14 protein-coding genes and 1 pseudogene are annotated in these 17,532 nt (G+C 37.0%); 14 read left to right on the top strand and 1 reads right to left on the bottom strand.

The genetic code is table 11. The features are described 5' to 3' along the window. The first annotated feature begins 47 nt into the window (after positions 1–47). From V7083_RS15440 to V7083_RS15425, 4 genes are all read left to right on the top strand, one after another. The gene (locus tag V7083_RS15440; protein WP_335479380.1) at positions 48–530 is read left to right on the top strand and encodes a DUF2975 domain-containing protein; all 483 of its coding nucleotides are present in this window, start codon (positions 48–50) and stop codon (positions 528–530) included. Positions 531–540: 10 nt separating this feature from the next. Next, the gene (locus V7083_RS15435; RefSeq protein WP_335479372.1) at positions 541–762 is read left to right on the top strand and encodes a helix-turn-helix domain-containing protein; all 222 of its coding nucleotides are present in this window, start codon (positions 541–543) and stop codon (positions 760–762) included. A gap of 133 nt (positions 763–895) precedes the next feature. Beyond that, on the top strand, positions 896–1,669 hold the full coding sequence (locus V7083_RS15430; protein WP_335479377.1) for a DUF817 domain-containing protein: 774 nt from the start codon (positions 896–898) through the stop codon (positions 1,667–1,669). A gap of 85 nt (positions 1,670–1,754) precedes the next feature. Beyond that, positions 1,755–2,582: an undecaprenyl-diphosphate phosphatase gene (locus V7083_RS15425; protein WP_335479369.1), complete on the top strand. Its 828-nt coding sequence runs from the start codon at positions 1,755–1,757 to the stop codon at positions 2,580–2,582. A 160-nt stretch (positions 2,583–2,742) separates the two neighbouring features. Here the strand turns inward: V7083_RS15425 and V7083_RS15420 are convergent, their stop codons facing one another. After that, positions 2,743–3,618, bottom strand: coding sequence for a helix-turn-helix transcriptional regulator (locus V7083_RS15420; protein ID WP_335479366.1), 876 nt, complete (start codon positions 3,616–3,618; stop codon positions 2,743–2,745). Between the two features lie 122 nt (positions 3,619–3,740). Here V7083_RS15420 and fabF point away from each other — a divergent pair, with 122 nt between their 5' ends. From fabF to V7083_RS15375, 10 genes and pseudogenes are all read left to right on the top strand, one after another. Further along, complete coding sequence (gene fabF / locus V7083_RS15415) at positions 3,741–4,979, top strand: beta-ketoacyl-ACP synthase II (RefSeq protein ID WP_335479362.1); 1,239 nt, start codon at positions 3,741–3,743, stop codon at positions 4,977–4,979. A gap of 243 nt (positions 4,980–5,222) precedes the next feature. Then, complete coding sequence (locus tag V7083_RS15410) at positions 5,223–5,837, top strand: undecaprenyl-diphosphatase (protein ID WP_335479360.1); 615 nt, start codon at positions 5,223–5,225, stop codon at positions 5,835–5,837. Between the two features lie 96 nt (positions 5,838–5,933). Continuing rightward, positions 5,934–6,587: a TerC family protein gene (locus V7083_RS15405; RefSeq protein WP_335479375.1), complete on the top strand. Its 654-nt coding sequence runs from the start codon at positions 5,934–5,936 to the stop codon at positions 6,585–6,587. Between the two features lie 426 nt (positions 6,588–7,013). Further along, entirely contained in the window at positions 7,014–7,298 is a 285-nt protein-coding gene (locus V7083_RS23845; protein WP_438823732.1) for a heterocycloanthracin/sonorensin family bacteriocin, read from the top strand. A gap of 249 nt (positions 7,299–7,547) precedes the next feature. Next, positions 7,548–9,509, top strand: a complete 1,962-nt coding sequence (locus V7083_RS15395; protein WP_335479354.1) for a putative thiazole-containing bacteriocin maturation protein — start codon at positions 7,548–7,550, stop codon at positions 9,507–9,509. After that, positions 9,509–11,449: a TOMM precursor leader peptide-binding protein gene (locus V7083_RS15390; RefSeq protein WP_335479352.1), complete on the top strand. Its 1,941-nt coding sequence runs from the start codon at positions 9,509–9,511 to the stop codon at positions 11,447–11,449. The genes V7083_RS15395 and V7083_RS15390 overlap by 1 nt, the downstream gene beginning before the upstream one ends. A gap of 24 nt (positions 11,450–11,473) precedes the next feature. After that, complete coding sequence (locus V7083_RS15385; protein ID WP_335479348.1) at positions 11,474–13,057, top strand: SagB family peptide dehydrogenase; 1,584 nt, start codon at positions 11,474–11,476, stop codon at positions 13,055–13,057. Positions 13,058–13,489: 432 nt separating this feature from the next. Then, positions 13,490–14,533, top strand: a pseudogene (locus tag V7083_RS23840) (CHASE4 domain-containing protein); the annotation flags it as partial. Then, complete coding sequence (locus V7083_RS23835) at positions 14,534–15,481, top strand: methyl-accepting chemotaxis protein (protein ID WP_438823733.1); 948 nt, start codon at positions 14,534–14,536, stop codon at positions 15,479–15,481. A gap of 497 nt (positions 15,482–15,978) precedes the next feature. Next, the gene (locus tag V7083_RS15375) at positions 15,979–17,457 is read left to right on the top strand and encodes an Lsa family ABC-F type ribosomal protection protein (protein WP_335479341.1); all 1,479 of its coding nucleotides are present in this window, start codon (positions 15,979–15,981) and stop codon (positions 17,455–17,457) included. Positions 17,458–17,532: the final 75 nt, after the last annotated feature.

Genomic DNA, 17,532 nt, shown 5'->3' with positions numbered 1-17,532 from the left:
AAATAATTCATTATAATCAATTTGAAAATATAAGTGAGGTGCTTTATATGAAAAGTGGTTCAACACTCTTTTTAAAGTTAACGATTGTTCTAATGGGGATCCCCATTCTTGCTTTATGTATTTTTTTGGTACCTGAGTTAGGGGATCTTGCTGCAAAATTGCTACCAGATTTTGCCTATATAAAATATCTCGTGTTCATCATTTTTTATGCATCCGCGATTCCTTATTACATTGCGCTGTATCAGGCTTTTATACTTTTGCGCCATATTGACAAAAATGAGGCTTTTTCCGATTTGTCTGTAAATGCTCTTAAGAAAATCAAACAATGTGCCATCTCCATTAGTACCCTGCATTTGCTCGTCTTGCCGCTTTTTTATCTCTTTGCAGAGAAAGACGATGCCCCAGGTGTCATTTTTATTGGATTGGTTGTTCCTTTTGCATCTATGGTGATTGCTGTCTTTGCTGCTGTTCTTCAAAGGCTTTTAAAAGAGGCGATTGATATAAAATCGGAAAATGATTTAACAGTCTGAGGTGAGAACAATGGCAATTATTATTAATATTGATGTGATGTTAGCAAAAAGAAAGATGAGTGTGACAGAACTGTCTGAGAAGGTTGGTATTACAATGGCGAACCTTTCTATTTTGAAAAATGGAAAGGCCAAGGCGATCCGCTTATCAACGTTAGAGGCAATTTGTAAAGCTTTAGATTGTCAGCCTGGGGATATTTTAGAATACCGCAGTGACGAAGCCATTCAGGAATAAAAAAATTGGCGGAATTTAGCGTGGAAGGATTTTGTTTCCATTATTCTTTCAATTAAGATCATTAAAAGAGGGTGTACTCATGAATGTAACCATTCAAAATGAAACTCAGAAAAAAACTTTGAAACCACAAATCATGAGAACGCTTAAACAACTAGTTTTCTTTGGGTGGGAGCAGGCACTTTCCTGTATATTTCCTGTTGTTATATTTACCACCTTAGCTTTTACAAAATTCATATCCCTTCCAATCCTGCCAAGATATGACTGGCTGCTCATCATCTTCCTCCTAATGCAATGGTGGATGGTGCGTTCAGGTCTTGAAACAATGGATGAACTAAAAGTTATCACATTGTTCCACCTTATTGGAATTGCTCTTGAGATGTTCAAGGTTCATATGGGTTCCTGGTCATATCCGGAGGAAGGGTATTTCAAGGTTTTTGGAGTGCCATTGTATAGCGGATTCATGTACGCAAGTGTTGCAAGTTTTCTTTGTCAGGCGTGGAGAAGGTTAAGGGTTGAACTAGTTAGGTGGCCACCGTTTTTTGTGGTAGTTCTTCTCGCAGTGGCAATTTATTTGAATTTTTTCACCCACCATTATATGATGGACGTTCGATGGTGGTTATCTGGGCTTGTCTTGATTGTCTTTTGGAAATCATGGGTTACATACGAAGTGGATGGAACTCGTTACCGGATGCCACTCGCCCTTTCTTTTGTACTCATTGGATTTTTCATCTGGATTGCCGAAAATATTGCCACCTTTTTTGGTGCATGGAAATATCCAAATCAAACCGATGCATGGAGCCTCGTTCATCTCGGGAAGGTGAGCTCATGGGTATTACTAGTAATCGTTAGCTTTCTAATAGTAGCAACGTTAAAGCAGGTAAAGGGGAAAAATACAAAAAATTTTTGATGCACTTTTAAGAGTCACTAGGATTTCCATGAATATCTGTTTTAACAAAAGGGATGGCATTCATTATTGAATAAAGGAGATATCTATGGAAATTTTACTTTTACTCAAAGCGATCATTCTAGGAATGGTAGAAGGTTTAACTGAATTTGTGCCAGTATCATCAACCGGGCATATGATTATTGTCGATGATATGTGGCTTAAATCTGAGAAATTTCTTTCCAAATATGTAGCAAACACATTTAAAATTGTCATTCAACTAGGATCCATTTTAGCGGTTGTAGTCGTGTTTAAAGATCGTTTTATTAGCATGATAGGCTTTAGAAAATCTACTGTAAACTATCAAGACGGTAAACGGTTAAAATTGTCTCAAGTAATTACAGGATTAATACCTGCAGGTGTTCTAGGGCTGTTATTTGAAGATTACATAGATGAGCATCTATTTTCCACTACCACTGTATTAATAAGTTTGATTGTTGGGGCAATTTTAATGATTTGTGCTGACCTGTTCAGTCCTAAAGAGCCTATTGTTAAAACGGTTGACCAAATTAGCTATAAACAAGCACTTCTAATTGGGCTATTTCAATGCTTATCTCTATGGCCGGGTTTTTCTAGGTCAGGTTCAACTATATCTGGAGGAGTTTTACTTGGATTGAGTCACCGTGCTGCAGCTGACTTTACCTTTATTATGGCCGTTCCCATCATGGTAGGAGCCAGCGTGCTTTCCTTAATGAAAAATTGGCAGTACTTTACTCTAGAAACAATACCATTTTTTATCGTAGGTTTTATCAGTGCCTTTATTTTTGCATTAGTATCGATTCGTTTTTTCTTGAAACTTATTAATAAAATTAAGCTGATCCCATTTGCTATCTATAGAATTTTCTTAGTGTTTATTATTTATATTGTTTACTTCTAATACCTCAAAATGAAAAGGGTTGGAAAGGATAATTGGATGTCCATAGGCTATAGGAACAATAGATCGGTTAGGAGAAAACAAAGAACATCCTTTGAATGTCAGGATGTTCTTTGTTTGATTTAATGTTTACCAGGTGGTTAAAAGAGAAGACTATTATCTTTCAGATTGATAAGTTAGAACTACTTTCTGGTTTAGGATTTACTTTTTTCATCATCTTTTTTAATTTTTCTTCAGTTGGAGTACTCTCAACAGGAGTATAAATGCTGCACCAAAAATCAGTATGACCATGAACTTGTAAAGAGGTTAAATTAAAAATCATTTTACCTGCTTTAGAATGTCTAAATTCAATCAAAACTTCAGGAGCCATATTTACCTGATTTTCTTGCCATAAGCGCTGAAATTCTGGATTAAGTTCCGTCATTTCTTCGAGAAATTGAGTGTACCATTCATCCCCCATATATTGACCATAATAAACTCGAAAAATAGAAAGAAATCCTTTTACAAAATGCTCCCAATTGACAGCTAATGACCTTAATTCTTTCCTTGTAAACACTAAGCGGATTAAATTTCTCTGTTCAATGGGGATTTGTTCAAAATTCAAGAAAACATAGGCAGCAGCAGGATTCCAACCTACAATTTGGAAATGCCGGTCTGTGATCAAAGTAGGGCAATATTTTAATTCTGTTAAAATTTTTTCTAAAGAAGGGGAGACTTTTGTTTGTTCAACCTCTTGTTTATATACATTTGTGTTTACTTCTAATGCTAAATCATATAGATACTTTCGTTCATCATTATTTAATAGAAGAGCAGAAGCTATAGCATCTAGGACGGATGAAGAGACCTTAATATCTCGTCCTTGTTCAAGCCATGTGTACCATGTTGTACTCACTCCTGCCAACTGGGCGACTTCCTCCCTCTTGAGTCCTGGGGTTCTCCGTCTGGTTCCTGTTGGTAGTCCCACAGTTTGAGGTTGTATATTTGCTCGTTTTGACTTTAAAAAGTTGGATAGGGCTTCTAATCTAGTTTTACTATTCATGTTCACATAACACCTACCTTATACCGATTATCCTATTACTGATTATACTATGATAAACAACAACTTGTAATAGGATAATGGGAGTGTGAAAATATAGTTAAACTGAAGTGGGGGTAATAAGTATGGAACGTGTTGTCATTACGGGAATGGGTGTGGTGTCACCCTTAGGAAACAATGTTGAAAAATTTTGGCGGAATTTAGCTGAAGGCAGATCAGGCATTTCTTATATTCATACATTTGATGTTAGTAAACATAAAACTAAAATTGCTGGGCTAGTTAGCGATTTTACTGCTGAAGAAATAATTGATCAGAAGGAAGCAAGGCGAATGGATAGATTTTGTCAATTCTCTTTAGTTGCTGCTGAAGAAGCATGGAAAGATTCCAAACTGAACATTTCGGAAATTGATTTAGAACGTCTTAGTGTATATGTTGGTTCTGGAATAGGTGGAATTGAAACGTTGACGAAAAATATTGATATTCTTCGTGAAAGGGGACCACAAAGGGTAAGCCCTACGTTGGTTCCATCGATGATTGCCAATGCGGCTTCGGCACAAATTAGTATTAAATATGGTGCATTAGGACCTTCTATGTCACCTGTTTCCGCTTGTGCAATTGGTAATACAGCGATTGGAGAGGCGTTCAGACTTATTCGGTATGGTATGTCTGATCTTGCATTTGCTGGTGGAGCTGAAGCAGCCGTAACAGAATTGTCTTTAGCTAGTTTTGAAAATGCAACTGCTCTATCTTCAAGGAATGATGATCCAAGTGCTGCAAGTCGACCGTTTGATTCGAATAGAGATGGATTTGTAATGGCTGAAGGGGCGGGCATCTTAATACTTGAATCATTAACACATGCTTTAAAGAGAAATGCACATATTTATGCAGAAGTTATTGGATACGGTGCTAGTTCTGACGCCTATCACATGGTTTCCACTCACCCAGAAGGAAGAGGAGCGTATCTGGCTATGAATATGGCTTTAAAGGATGCCTCGATTTCTATTGATGATGTTCATTTAATTAGTGCACACGCTACAAGTACAAAGGTTGGTGACATATCAGAAACATTGGCGATTAAAAAATTATTTGGTGAACAAGCTTATAAAATTCCTGTAACTGCAAATAAGTCGATGACAGGTCATTTATTAGGAGCCGCAGGTGGAGTTGAAGCAATTGCCTTAGCAAAAAGCTTGCAGGAGGGTATCATTCCACCAACGATCAATTTAGATAAACCAGATCCTTTATGTGATTTAGATTATGTACCAAACGTAGCAAGAGAAACAAATCTTAAAATTGGTCTCTCTAATTCATTTGGGTTCGGCGGTCATAACGCGGTCATTGCATTGAAAAAATATGAGATGTAAAAAATACAGACATACCAATAATGGGGTGATCTTCTACATGAAGGTCGCCTTCTTTTATTTAAATAAAAGATTAGTGGAGAAATTAATTTTGAATTTAATTGATAAAATAACTCACTACCCACAAGGTGTGACAGCAACCTTACAAAAATGTAACATTAATCCCTAATAATGTAATTGGATTCGATGGAAGATCATCTTAATCTCTTCTATTATGTTTTAAAAAGAGATGGGAAGGTGTAAGGTTTGAATTTTTCAGAGGTAAATGTATCTTGGTTTAGGTTGGTGAATGACTTAGGAAAAGAGTATCCCTTTTTGAATCCCATATTTAGTTTTATTGCTGAATATATGGTAATTTTCCTTGTACTAAGTGTTATTCTTTATTGGTTTACTAAAGATAGTGACAATAGAATGATGATTCTTTGTGCAACGTTCGCTTTCATATGTGCCTTTTCAATAGGAAAGGTTATCGGAATCTTTCACTCAAATTATCAACCATTTGTTGAATTGCCAGACGTTAATAAACTGATACATAAGGAAAAAGACAATTCTTTTCCAAGTGACCATACCATTTTATTTTTTTCATATTGTACGTCATTCTGGCTTTATAAAAAAGGTTGGTCACTTGTATGGATGTTGTTAGCAATTCTTGTAGGAGTATCCCGTATATGGGTGGGGGTCCATTACCCTTTTGATGTTTTAGCAGGAATAGTATTAAGCCTAGTTACTTCAACTTTTATTTATTTACTACTCCCAAAACTAAGAGTTACACAAAGCACACTAAAAATTTATACAAAATATGAAAATATGCTTCTTCATAGAATTAAAAGAACAAAGGAGAACAAATCAAATAACTTTTAGATATATTCAACCATAGGGTATTAATTCCGGCATATTTTTCCCTCAAATTAATATTAATGATTTAGCTAGATTGTTTAAGAGGTGAAAAAATTGGATATGTTTGGTTTGTCTTTTACAGTTCTTTTGGAAGTAATTTTAATCAATATTGTTTTAAGTGGGGATAACGCTGTAGTCATCGCAATGGCATCACGAAATATCCCAAAAAAGCAACAAAAGAAGGCTATCTTTTGGGGAACATTTGGAGCTGTTATTTTACGTTTACTATTCGCTATTGGAATTGTTTACCTCCTACGATTACCTTTCGTATCGTTTGTTGGTGGTCTTCTTCTAGTGTATATTGCCATAAAACTTATACTAGGCGACGATGAAGAAAATTATAGAGATGGTGGTTCAAGCTTTATTTCAGCTGTGAAAACCATTATTATTGCTGATGCCATCATGTCCCTTGATAATGTACTAGCTATTGCTGGTGCAGTTGAAGGAAATATAGTCGGTATACTATTTGGAGTTGTTGTAAGTATTCCTCTAGTTGTGTTTGGAAGTCAATTAATATTAAAAGCAATGGAAAAGTTCCCAATTATCTCCTATGGTGGTGCAGGAATACTAGCTTGGACAGCGGGTGAAATGATGGTTGGAGAACCAAAATTGAAGTATTTTCTAACAGACGATTTACATTTATTGTTTCCAACTGCAATTACAGTACTTGTCATTGGATTGGGATATATATCTAATAAGATCAAAACAGCTTAGGAACGTTTAGCGAGAATGAAATGATCAGGAAGTGAAGTTGAAAAATGAATCAAAATTTGGAGCGGCTCCAATCGGCAGTACGCTCTGGCTTTTTTGGATGATCAAAATGGGAGTTGCATTAATTCGAAAAAGACAGCCTATTTTCGATTAGGCATTTTAATAAATTTTTAATATAACTCCTGCCCGAACCTTCAATTTTGAAAGTTCGTTTTTTATTTATGATGGGTGAGTTGTTGAGGAAGGAAAATACTTCGACGTGAAATAGGCTCTTTCTTTAGTAACAGAGACCTAAAAGAAAGCATAATTTGTTGAAGAGAGTACAGATTGTAACTAATGATTTCGTTTATATGGAACTGGCATTGACCTTATTACTCTCTATTTAAGTTTAACTTAGATAATTAAATACAATGGGGAGGAAAAATACAAATGTTTCAAAATGAGCTACAAGGGTTGGGAATCGACCCTTACCAAGTTGGTCAGTTAGTTCCTATGGATCTTCAGAACCAGGATCATCGAATAATGGGTATGCGTTGTGGCGGTATGCACTGCGGCGGATGCGGACATTGCGGTGGCTGTGGAGGCTTTCGTTGTGGCGGTTTCCATTGCGGAGGTTGTGGAGGCTTTCGTTGTGGTGGTTTTGGCTGCGCTGGCTGCTTCGGTTTCAGTTGTTTTGGTTTTGGCCTCGGTTTTAGCTGTTTCGGTTTCATTTAATTGCTCTGGCAGTTTGAACTGTTTTGCTCCAATAAATTTTCTTAAAGAAAAAATTAATTTTGTAAATCAAAAGTGCCCTTGCGTAGTTTACGTTGGGCATTTTTTATATTTAAGGAAGTATATACATTTTAGATTTGTCTAGCTCCGGATTGTGAAAGGTTCTTCCGCTTTTCTTATCATATTGGACAAAAAATCATACATAAACTGATAGTGCATAATTTGTACGATTTTGAAATAAGGAGGGACTGAATGACAAAACTGGACTCGTCCTCACGTCTGAAGGTCAAAAGGGATACTTTCTTTCTTCCAGATTCACATGGCGGTGTGTATCTAAGAAACAACGCAAGCTCATTTAGAATAGAAGGTAATACAATTTATCAGTGGATTGAAAAATTGCTTCCAATGTTCAATGGGGAGCATACAATGGGTGAATTAACAATGGGATTAACTGCTCCTTATCGGGACAGGGTGTACGAAATAGGAGAAACCTTGCACAACAACGGTTTTGTACGGGATCTAAGCAAAGATAAACCCCATCAATTGAATCGAAACCTTCTTGAAAAGTATGCATCACAAATTGAATTTATAGAGAATTTTATGGAGTCTGGTGCTTACCATTTTCAAGAATACCGTCGGGAGAAAGTTCTGGCTGTAGGCTCTGGCCCCTTTTTGGTTTCATTGGTTTCTGCGTTAATCGAATCAGGTATTCCTAACCTAAATGTCTTGGTAACAGATTCCATTCCTACCAATTGGCAGAGAATCAATGAACTAGTGCATAATGCCCGCAAGACCGATTCTGAAGTCGAGGTAAAAAATGTACCTTTTCAAAAAGAAGGAGGAACCAGTTTCTGGAGAGAAGCGGTTCAGCCCTTTGATTGGATTCTATATGTATCGCAAGATGGAAATATAAATGAGCTACGGGATCTTAATCTGGTTTGCCAAGAAGAAAAGAAGGCATTTATGCCAACCATCTATTTAGACCAGGTGGGGTTATCTGGTCCATTTGATCAACCGGGTAAAAAGGAAAGCTGGGAGTCCGCATGGCGCAGGATACATCACACAACACTTAAAAAAGATCGGCCGCCTCAATCCTTCTCTTCAGCAGCAGGGGCAATTCTGGCAAATGTTTCAGTATTCGAATTTTTCAAAAGGGCTACAAGGATTGCAGATTCCAATGAGAGTCATCAAATTTACATGCTTGACTTTGAAACCCTTGAAGGAGACTGGCTTTACTTCATCCCTCATCCATTGAGTACTTCTAAAAGTGATATTCCAAGACAAGTAGAAGATTTTGACTTACGACTCAAACAGGAAACGGACAGAAATGAATCAATGGGTAACCTCTTAGAGTATTTTAGTAGATTAACGTCAGAAGAAATAGGAATTTTCCATACCTGGGAGGAACAAAATTTATCCCAACTTCCACTTGCACAGTGCTATGTTCAAGCAGTTAACCCGTTGTCAGAGGGACCGGCAGAGCTGCTTCCTGAGGTTACCTGTGCGGGACTAACACATGAGGAAGCAAAAAAAGAGGCAGGGCTGACAGGCATAGAAATGTATGTTTCCCAAATGAACAACTTGTCCGAATGGGGATCCAATCATCCGAAAAATAAGGTAGGTGCAAACATATCTGAGGGATTTATAGGCATAGGTGCTGGAGGAACCATCGCAGAAGCTGTTTGTAGAGGCCTTCAAGTATTTTTAGGTGAAGAATTGAAAAAAAGAAAGGCTGATCTGCAGAGTCGGGTTTATCGGATTAAGTTGGGAGCCCTAGAAGATAAACGATGCAGATTTTATTTTAATGCTCTGACTACCTTAAATGGGGCTGCAACAATTGGTTTAAAAGAGGATGTATTAGGCTTCCCAGTGGTTTGGGTAAGGTCGAATGGCCGTAGATACACCAGTGCAGGTTTAAATACAACATTGGCATTACGAAATGCATTGGAACAAGCGCTTTTGGATGCTCAAAACCAAGTGAATTCTACGGTAAAGCAAGAGATGAAGTCAGAGGTTTTTCTGGAAAAGAATGAAAGTAAAATGAATATCCCATCTTGTGATGAAATTACGTATCGGGAACTATTACATTCATCTATTGAGGTATTGAACCAAAACCGCATGCGGCTAGTAATCTATGACCTTGCCATTGAGCCTTTTTTGAAACAAGAGCTGGCAGGGGTTTTTGGTGTTCAGGTACAAGAGGAGGGATCCTAATGGCTGCTCATATACTTTTAGATGGAGAGGGGTTATTAGCGAATTATGTCCATGATCAATTGTCCCCAAACCATCTTGTTAGGCGCCAAAGCATTCTCGAAGAGGTTTCCGAAGATACAGAATTAGTTCTTGTACTGCATGATACCTGGAAACCAGCCGTTTATCAAAAAGCGGAAGAGAGGACAAGGGCCTTAGGTATTCCGTGGCTTAGAGGTTTCGTTTCGTTTGGTGAAGGAATCATTGGTCCCTTTGTACATCCTGATGCACCTGGATGTTCCCACTGTGTTGACTTACGACTTACGTTAGCAGGACCTGATCGACAAGAAATGTGGGGACTTCGTGTGAAAATGGCAACAGGAGAAGGGTTAGTGCGTGATGCATGGGCATCAAGAACCGGACTATCTCAAATGGCGATCTTGATTAGCAACGAAGTAATGAAGATTCTTCAAGGAGAACAAAGTTGCTTAGGAGAAAAGGTGTACATTACAAACCTGAAAACGTTAACGGTCTCGGGCCACTTTTTCTTACCTGATCCGTTATGCCCAATATGCAGTCAAATACCTAAAGATACATCTGAATTGGCGAGCATTAAGTTAAAACCTAGTCCTAAATTGAACCCTTCTGGTTATCGATGTCGTTCGATGGATGAATTAAAAAACGTGCTAGTCAAGGATTATCTTGATTTTCGTACTGGTATCATGAATGGGAAAATGCAGGATTCCAGGCTCCCGTTTGCCGATGTTTTAGTGAATATGCCGTTGTTTGAAGGGGATGAGGGCGTAGCAGGCAGGTCCAATTCTTATGAAATGAGTGAGCTAACTGCTATTTTAGAGGGTTTGGAGAGATATTGCGGAATCGAACCTCGCGGCAAGAGAAAAGTCGTTCGTGATAGTTATTATAATTTGGCGGATAAAGCACTAAATCCTGCAAAGGTAGGGTTACATGAGAATGAACAATATACAAAGCCCCATTTTCCATTTAAACCATTTCATCCTGATCACCCAATGAATTGGGTCTGGGGATATTCATTATTACAAAAACGCCCTATTATGGTTCCGGAGTTATTGGCCTATTACAGTTTGGGATATGGAGAAGGCTTTGTTTATGAAACCTCCAATGGGTGTGCCTTAGGAGGGAGTTTAGAGGAGGCCATTTTCCATGGGATTATGGAGGTTGTCGAGCGAGACTCATTCTTATTAACCTGGTATGCACAACTCCCTCTTCCTCGTCTTGACCTTAGTTCTACGGACGATAAAGAATTGCAGCTGATGGTTTGCCGTATACATGAGGTGGCTGGTTATGACCTGCATTTTTACAATTCAACGATGGAACATGAGATTCCGAGTGTTTGGGCTGTGGCAAAAAACAGAAGATCCAAGGGTACAAATCTCATTTGTGCAGCCGGAGCAAATCCAGATCCTGTAAAGGCAGTAAAAAGTGCAATTTACGAGCTTGCAGGAATGATGTTTAGGCATGACGAAATCTTGGAGAAAAATCGACAAAAATATGAACAGATGTTACAGGATCCGTTTGCAGTACGTACCATGGTGGACCATGGTATGCTGTATGGACTAAGAGAAGCAGAAGGGAACTTGAGCTTTCTATTAGATGAAAACCGCCCTTTACGTACCTTTGATGAGGAATTTAAATCTCCAAAAGTGAATACTGATTTGAAGGATGATGTTGAGGATCTTCTGAATAGGTTCCTAAGGCTAGACTTGGACGTCATTGTGGTTGACCAAACAACGCCAATAACCAAAAGGAACGGTTTATTTTGTGTAAAGGTTTTGATTCCTGGCATGCTGCCAATGACATTTGGACATCATCTTACACGTATAAAAGGACTTGAACGGGTTCTTAATGTACCTGTGAAACTCGGGTTTAATAAGCACCCGTTAACATATGAACAGTTGAATCCATATCCTCATCCTTTTCCATAATTGCAAGAGTAGGAGGGTTTTAGGTTGGAACTAGATACATTCCTATACAATCTGCACTTTGACACAAATAAACTTCTTCCGTCGGAATGGCAACCGGATTGGGCAGACGCACCGCTTCCCTATAAACTGTATCGTGGCTTACCAGAGATTCCGCTTACCGCAGATGTACCGTTAACCCTCAAAGGGAGAGAAGCTAATTCAAACCCTAGCCTGGAGGAGTTTGGTCATTACTTATGGTATGTATATGGTCTAACCCGATACTCTCAAGCTGCTTTCATTGAAGGCACCGAGGAAAAAGCTACTGTAAGCTATGCCCAGTTATTTCGGAGATTTGTTCCCTCTGGCGGAGCGCTGTATCCCAATGAATTATATATATACTTAAAGTTAAAGGATGTACCAGAGGGAGTATACCACTACGATGTTGCACACCATCGCCTTTTATTGCTACGAGAAGGCAACTACGATTCCTACCTATTCAGAAGTCTAGGGAATCGATATAATCTCTCAGACTGTTTTGGAATTGTTTTTGTGTCGACGGTTTTTTGGAAAAATTTTTATAAATACAATAATTTCTCTTACAGATTACAAGGGCTAGATGCAGGCGTGCTGATTGGGCAATCGGTGGAAGTGGCAGATAGGATGGGGTTCTCAACCCGAGTATGTTACCAATTCCTTGATCGTTCGATCAATCATTTGCTGGGGCTATCAGAACAAGACGAAAGCGTATATGCTGTGATTCCATTATCTATCCACGCTACCACCGTTAATAGTGGCCAATTTGAAGAGGGAGAAAATATTTCGGCAACGGAATTATCCCGGGAAGTTCCGTTACTTAAGCATGTAACATATAACCGTTCAAAAAGAGTTATTGATTACCCAGTGCTGAAAGTGATGAATAAAGCATCGATGGTGGAAACAACACACTCATTTGAGAATATAAAAAATGATGCTCATCCTAGCAATTCCTTAGGCACGGAGTTGATCATGCTGCCATATACGGAGCCAATTTCATACGACCTTGCATCTGTTTGCAGGGAGAGGCACTCACCTGATATTGATTTTATGATCGGGAAAATCAATCAAACAGAAATAGCTTCTTTGTTAAAAGAGACCATTTCATTTTCGTATCAAAATGACCTTGGCAACAAATATAACAATGCAGCATCCAGTTTAGAGTTGTTTGGCACTTTTTATAATGTGGAAGGTGTTCAAGATGGTGCTTACGCCTATGACAAAAGTGCTCATGCACTTCGGAGAATCTCTAAAGGGGATTTCCGGGAGTATATGCAAAATGGTTTAATAACCCCCAATGTAAATCTGTATCAGGTTCCGCTTTGTCTGCATTTTGTTGGAGACAAGGACCACCTCAAAAAGGAACTGGGCTACAGAGGATACAGAATTCAACAGATGGAGGCAGGAATACTTTTGCAAAGGCTGCTCTTGACAGCATGTGCCCTAGAAATGGGGGGACACCCACTGTTAGGATTCGACTCGAACCAAAGTGATGAACTTTACGGAGTCAATTCGAAAGGAAAAACAAGCCTTATACAAATTCCTGTTGGTCCATATCGTCCCCGCGTCTGGTTAAAAGGAAGTTTGAATAGCTAGGAGTAATGAGTATTTCAAATAATTTTACTAAAAATAAGAAGCCTTGAGAATTCAAGGCTTTTTGTACGTCCCAGAGAGAGTTATAGATTTCCTGCATCTAAAAGACCCATGTTAATTCGTTGAGGAGAAGAATTACATAGGACATTTGTCATGAAATATTCGATAATTTGTCTTTAATTAACTAAAATGCAATCTATTTTTCCTATATAATACTCAAATACCATAATTAACAAATATTCATAAATAAAGGGAAAGTAAGGGGGAGAAGTTAGTTAAAAGACTAAAACTTTGTTGTTTTGAAGTGCAACTAGCTAAACCAAAAGAGGATATTAGACAATATTACATGTTAAACAAGAGATGATATGCGATTAAGTTGTTTCAACGAAAAATTGCTATTATTTAATAATATTTCTTCGGAATGTGGAGGCTTACATGAAAAACCTAACAAAATCGTTACTTGCACAAATACTAGTATTCTTTCTTATATTCTTAGTTTTACCAATTTCAATAGCAGGATATTTCCTCCATTTTGATACAAATAAAGACTTAACTCAAATTGAAAAAGAGCATGCTCTTGTTTCAAATCAAGTTGCTCATAAATTAATTGATAAGTTTGGAGAAAGCCTACTGGGGGTAATAAAAACTAATTCACATTGGGAAAATAATCGAAAAGCAGTAGAAAGTAAAGATATTAATTGGATTAATGAAAATGTAAATTATAGCATGAATGTTATTCCTAATCTCTCCTTTATTTCAACTGCTGATTTAGATGGAAATATTCTCACTCAAGTGGGGGATATAAAAGAATTTACAGGTTCAATAAATAATAAAAAAATCTTAGAAGAATTGAAATATAAAAAAGCAATCTCAGGTTTAGTTGAAACATCAAAAGGATTAGCAGTAATAGCAGCATCTAAGATCACCAATGAAGAAGGAACCGCTGAACCAACGGGAATCCTTATTTTTGGAAGAATTCTTGATAATAAAGCAATAAGAGAAATAAAAGATACTTTACAAAACGATGCAGCAATTTTAACAGATGATGGGACAATACTGTCCACTTCAAAATATCTTACAAAAGATGATCTTTCAAAAAGTCTTGAAACAATACAGACTGGTGCAAACAAGAAATTATTTGTTACTTCCCTGCGCAATTCAAAAGAATATGCTCAGATGACTACACGACTTCGAGATTTTTCTGGTAAATCTATAGGAGTTATAACCGTAGACCAGCAACAAAAAACCATTACTAAGGTTAGAAGTGAAACTTTAATAACAATGATCGTTACAGGTTTCATTATGCTTTTAATGATGATCGTATTGTCGTTTTTTATGAATCGATTGATATTAAAACCGATTAAGCACCTAGTTAAAGTTTCTGAAGAAGTTTCAAAAGGGATCCTAACAAACGGTGTTAAGCAAGTAGTCAGTAACCGTAAAGATGAATTAGGTAGCTTAGGAAAGTCATTAAATTCAATGATAGGCAATTTTCAAATTTTAATTAAACAAGTAATGGCAGCTATTGAAAAGGTAGCCTCATCTTCTGAACAACTTTCTGCCAGTGCCGAAGAGACTACACTGGCAACCAACCAAATCTCAACAGCTATTCAACAAGTGGCAAGTGGCTCTGAAACCCAACTTCAAAGTTCAATCGGTTCTTTAAATACCGTTAAGGAAATGGTCGTGGGAATTAAAAATGTAGCAGAAACAGTATCCGTCATTTCATCAAACTCTTCAAAAACGGAAGAAGAAGTCGAACAAGGAAACCTATCCGTAACTCAGGTTGCTCAGCAGATTAAACATATCAGTAAGTCATTTAGCCAATCTGTTAAGGTTGTTAATCAATTAGCAGAAAGCTCAAATGAAATTGCCAAGATTGCATCTGTCATTACAGAAATCTCGAACCAGACGAATTTATTATCATTAAATGCTGCAATAGAAGCAGCTAGGGCTGGTGAACATGGGAAAGGGTTTTCTGTTGTTGCAGAAGAAGTTCGAAAATTAGCGGACCAAACTTCTGAATCTGCTAAACAGGTAGGAAAACTTATAGAAGTAATTAAACAAGAATCCAATAATACAGTTCAATCAATGGACACTGTAAAAAATGAGGTAGAAGAAGGATTATTGCAAATTAGAAACATCGAAACAGTGTTTGAGAGAATTTTGAATGCCACTCAAGAAGTTGCTAATCAAACGCAGGAATTATCTGCTGTTTCCACTCAGATGTCAGAAAGTACGAACAGAGTCTCCTCTTCTGTGGAAGAGATGGCTTCTTTAGCTAAAAATTCTGCTGATTCTTCCCATAGTGTCGCTAACTCATCACAGGAACAGTTAATGGCAATGAAAGAAATTTCCTCTACATCAGGCCATTTAATGAATATGTCACAAGAATTAAAAATATTAATTAACAAATTTAGGGTATAAATTAGTTTTAAACAAGTAGTAATTTGAGGTAAAGATATTGCTCATATTGTATTCCATAAAAAAAATTGTTAATATAAAAATACAATGATGAGAGGACTGATGGATGGACAATGATTAACTAATCTATATTTTATATTTGAAATAAATAACTTCAAACGACAAAATATAGGGTTAGTCTATCCATTTTTATTAAACAGTTTACACTTTATTTGTCATGATTCAATGGCAAATAGAACTTATTTAATTTTAGTGAATGACTAATCCTTCCAATTACTAATTGGGAGGATTTTTTTACTCCCACAAAGATAACATTGATATTTTTTTATCTGTAATGAAGGAGAGAGCAAAATGAACAATTCAGACACTATTGTTACACATGTAATACTCCATATAAGTCGATAATATCCATCAAACTTATATGGAGAAATTTAGAATAGATGGATATGCCGACTTTGTATAAAGAGTAAAAAATGTAGATATACAAAGGAGGAATTATCATGTCAATGATACAAGTTCAAAACTTAACTTTTTCTTATCCAGGAAGTTTTGACAATATTTTTGAAGGTGTAAACTTTCAATTAGATACGGATTGGAAACTTGGATTTATCGGTAGAAATGGACGGGGTAAAACAACATTCTTTAATTTATTATTAGGGAATTATGAGTATAGTGGGAAAATCATTTCTTCAGTAGAATTTAATTATTTCCCTTATCCAGTTTCAGATAAAAACAAGTATACACATGAAATCTTAGAAGAAATTTGCCCCCAAGTAGAAGATTGGGAATTACTTCGTGAAATAGCCTATTTAAATGTTGATGCAGAGGTTATGTATCGGCCATTTAAAACATTATCAAATGGAGAACAAACCAAGGTGTTGCTTGCTGCCCTTTTTTTGAATGAGGGACAATTTCTATTGATCGATGAGCCCACCAATCATCTAGACGCTGAAGCACGAAAGTTGGTCTCTGATTATCTAAGGAAGAAAAAAGGGTTTATTTTAATTTCACATGACAGAATCTTTTTAGATGGATGTGTAGATCATATTTTATCTATAAATAGAGCAAATATTGAAGTTCAAAGTGGTAACTATTCTTCTTGGAAGTTAAATTTTGATAGACAGCAAGAACACGAAGAGGCAACAAATCAGCGCCTTCAAAAAGACATAGGGAGATTAAACCAGTCGTCAAAGCGTTCAGCAGGTTGGTCTAATCAAGTAGAAGGTTCCAAAAATGGGACTACGAATTCGGGTTCTAAGTTGGACAAGGGTTTTGTAGGACATAAAGCGGCAAAGATGATGAAGAGAGCAAAGAACCTTGAATCAAGGCAACAAAAAGCTATTGAGGAGAAATCAAAACTGCTAAAAAATGTGGAAAAAACAGAGACATTAAAATTAGAACCATTGAAATTTCATTCAAATGAGTTAATGGTCTTAACCAATGTGTCGGTTAAATATGATGGGCAAATAGTGAATCAGCCAATTAGCTTTAAAGTTGAACAAGGTGACCGGATTGTCCTTGAAGGAAAGAATGGAAGCGGAAAAAGTAGTATTCTAAAACTAATTCTAGGAAATCCCATACAGCATACAGGATCAATTCATTTAGGCTCAGGACTCATCATTTCCTATGTCCAACAAGATACCTCTCATTTGAAGGGACTATTATCGGATTTTATTGAAGAGCATGGGATTGATGAAACGTTATTTAAATCCATTCTTCGTAAGATGGATTTTGACCGAAATCAATTTGAGAAAGATATAGCTCATTATTCTGGTGGACAAAAGAAAAAGTTGCTTATAGCCAAAAGTTTATGTGAAAAAGCGCATGTATATATTTGGGATGAACCGTTAAATTTTATTGATATTTATTCGCGCATACAGATTGAAGAGCTTATTCAAAGCTTTAATCCCACAATGGTCATTGTTGAGCATGATCAGGCATTTCAACAAACAGTTGCTACAAAGAGTATATTTATTTAGTTGGCTGTGTTAAAGAACAGTGTTGATTTTTTACACTCTGTTGATTGGAGCGTAAGGTGCGAAGACTCCTCGAAA

It is taken from the genome of Bacillus sp. JJ1764, from assembly GCF_036962145.1.
Classification (GTDB): Bacteria; Bacillota; Bacilli; order Bacillales; family Cytobacillaceae; genus Neobacillus.
Note: the sequence above shows the minus strand (reverse complement) of the source record. Positions and strands in the feature narration are given on the sequence as shown.

What these genes read in the sequence shown, in the direction of transcription:
- V7083_RS15440 (WP_335479380.1), top strand. Translation starts at nt 48, where the DNA reads ATGAAAAGTGGTTCAACACTCTTTTTAAAGTTAACGATTGTTCTAATG.
- V7083_RS15435 (WP_335479372.1), top strand. Translation starts at nt 541, where the DNA reads ATGGCAATTATTATTAATATTGATGTGATGTTAGCAAAAAGAAAGATG.
- V7083_RS15430 (WP_335479377.1), top strand. Translation starts at nt 896, where the DNA reads ATGAGAACGCTTAAACAACTAGTTTTCTTTGGGTGGGAGCAGGCACTT.
- V7083_RS15425 (WP_335479369.1), top strand. Translation starts at nt 1,755, where the DNA reads ATGGAAATTTTACTTTTACTCAAAGCGATCATTCTAGGAATGGTAGAA.
- V7083_RS15420 (WP_335479366.1), bottom strand. Translation starts at nt 3,618, where the DNA reads ATGAATAGTAAAACTAGATTAGAAGCCCTATCCAACTTTTTAAAGTCA.
- fabF (WP_335479362.1), top strand. Translation starts at nt 3,741, where the DNA reads ATGGAACGTGTTGTCATTACGGGAATGGGTGTGGTGTCACCCTTAGGA.
- V7083_RS15405 (WP_335479375.1), top strand. Translation starts at nt 5,934, where the DNA reads ATGTTTGGTTTGTCTTTTACAGTTCTTTTGGAAGTAATTTTAATCAAT.
- V7083_RS23845 (WP_438823732.1), top strand. Translation starts at nt 7,014, where the DNA reads ATGTTTCAAAATGAGCTACAAGGGTTGGGAATCGACCCTTACCAAGTT.
- V7083_RS15395 (WP_335479354.1), top strand. Translation starts at nt 7,548, where the DNA reads ATGACAAAACTGGACTCGTCCTCACGTCTGAAGGTCAAAAGGGATACT.
- V7083_RS15390 (WP_335479352.1), top strand. Translation starts at nt 9,509, where the DNA reads ATGGCTGCTCATATACTTTTAGATGGAGAGGGGTTATTAGCGAATTAT.
- V7083_RS23835 (WP_438823733.1), top strand. Translation starts at nt 14,534, where the DNA reads ATGATAGGCAATTTTCAAATTTTAATTAAACAAGTAATGGCAGCTATT.
- V7083_RS15375 (WP_335479341.1), top strand. Translation starts at nt 15,979, where the DNA reads ATGTCAATGATACAAGTTCAAAACTTAACTTTTTCTTATCCAGGAAGT.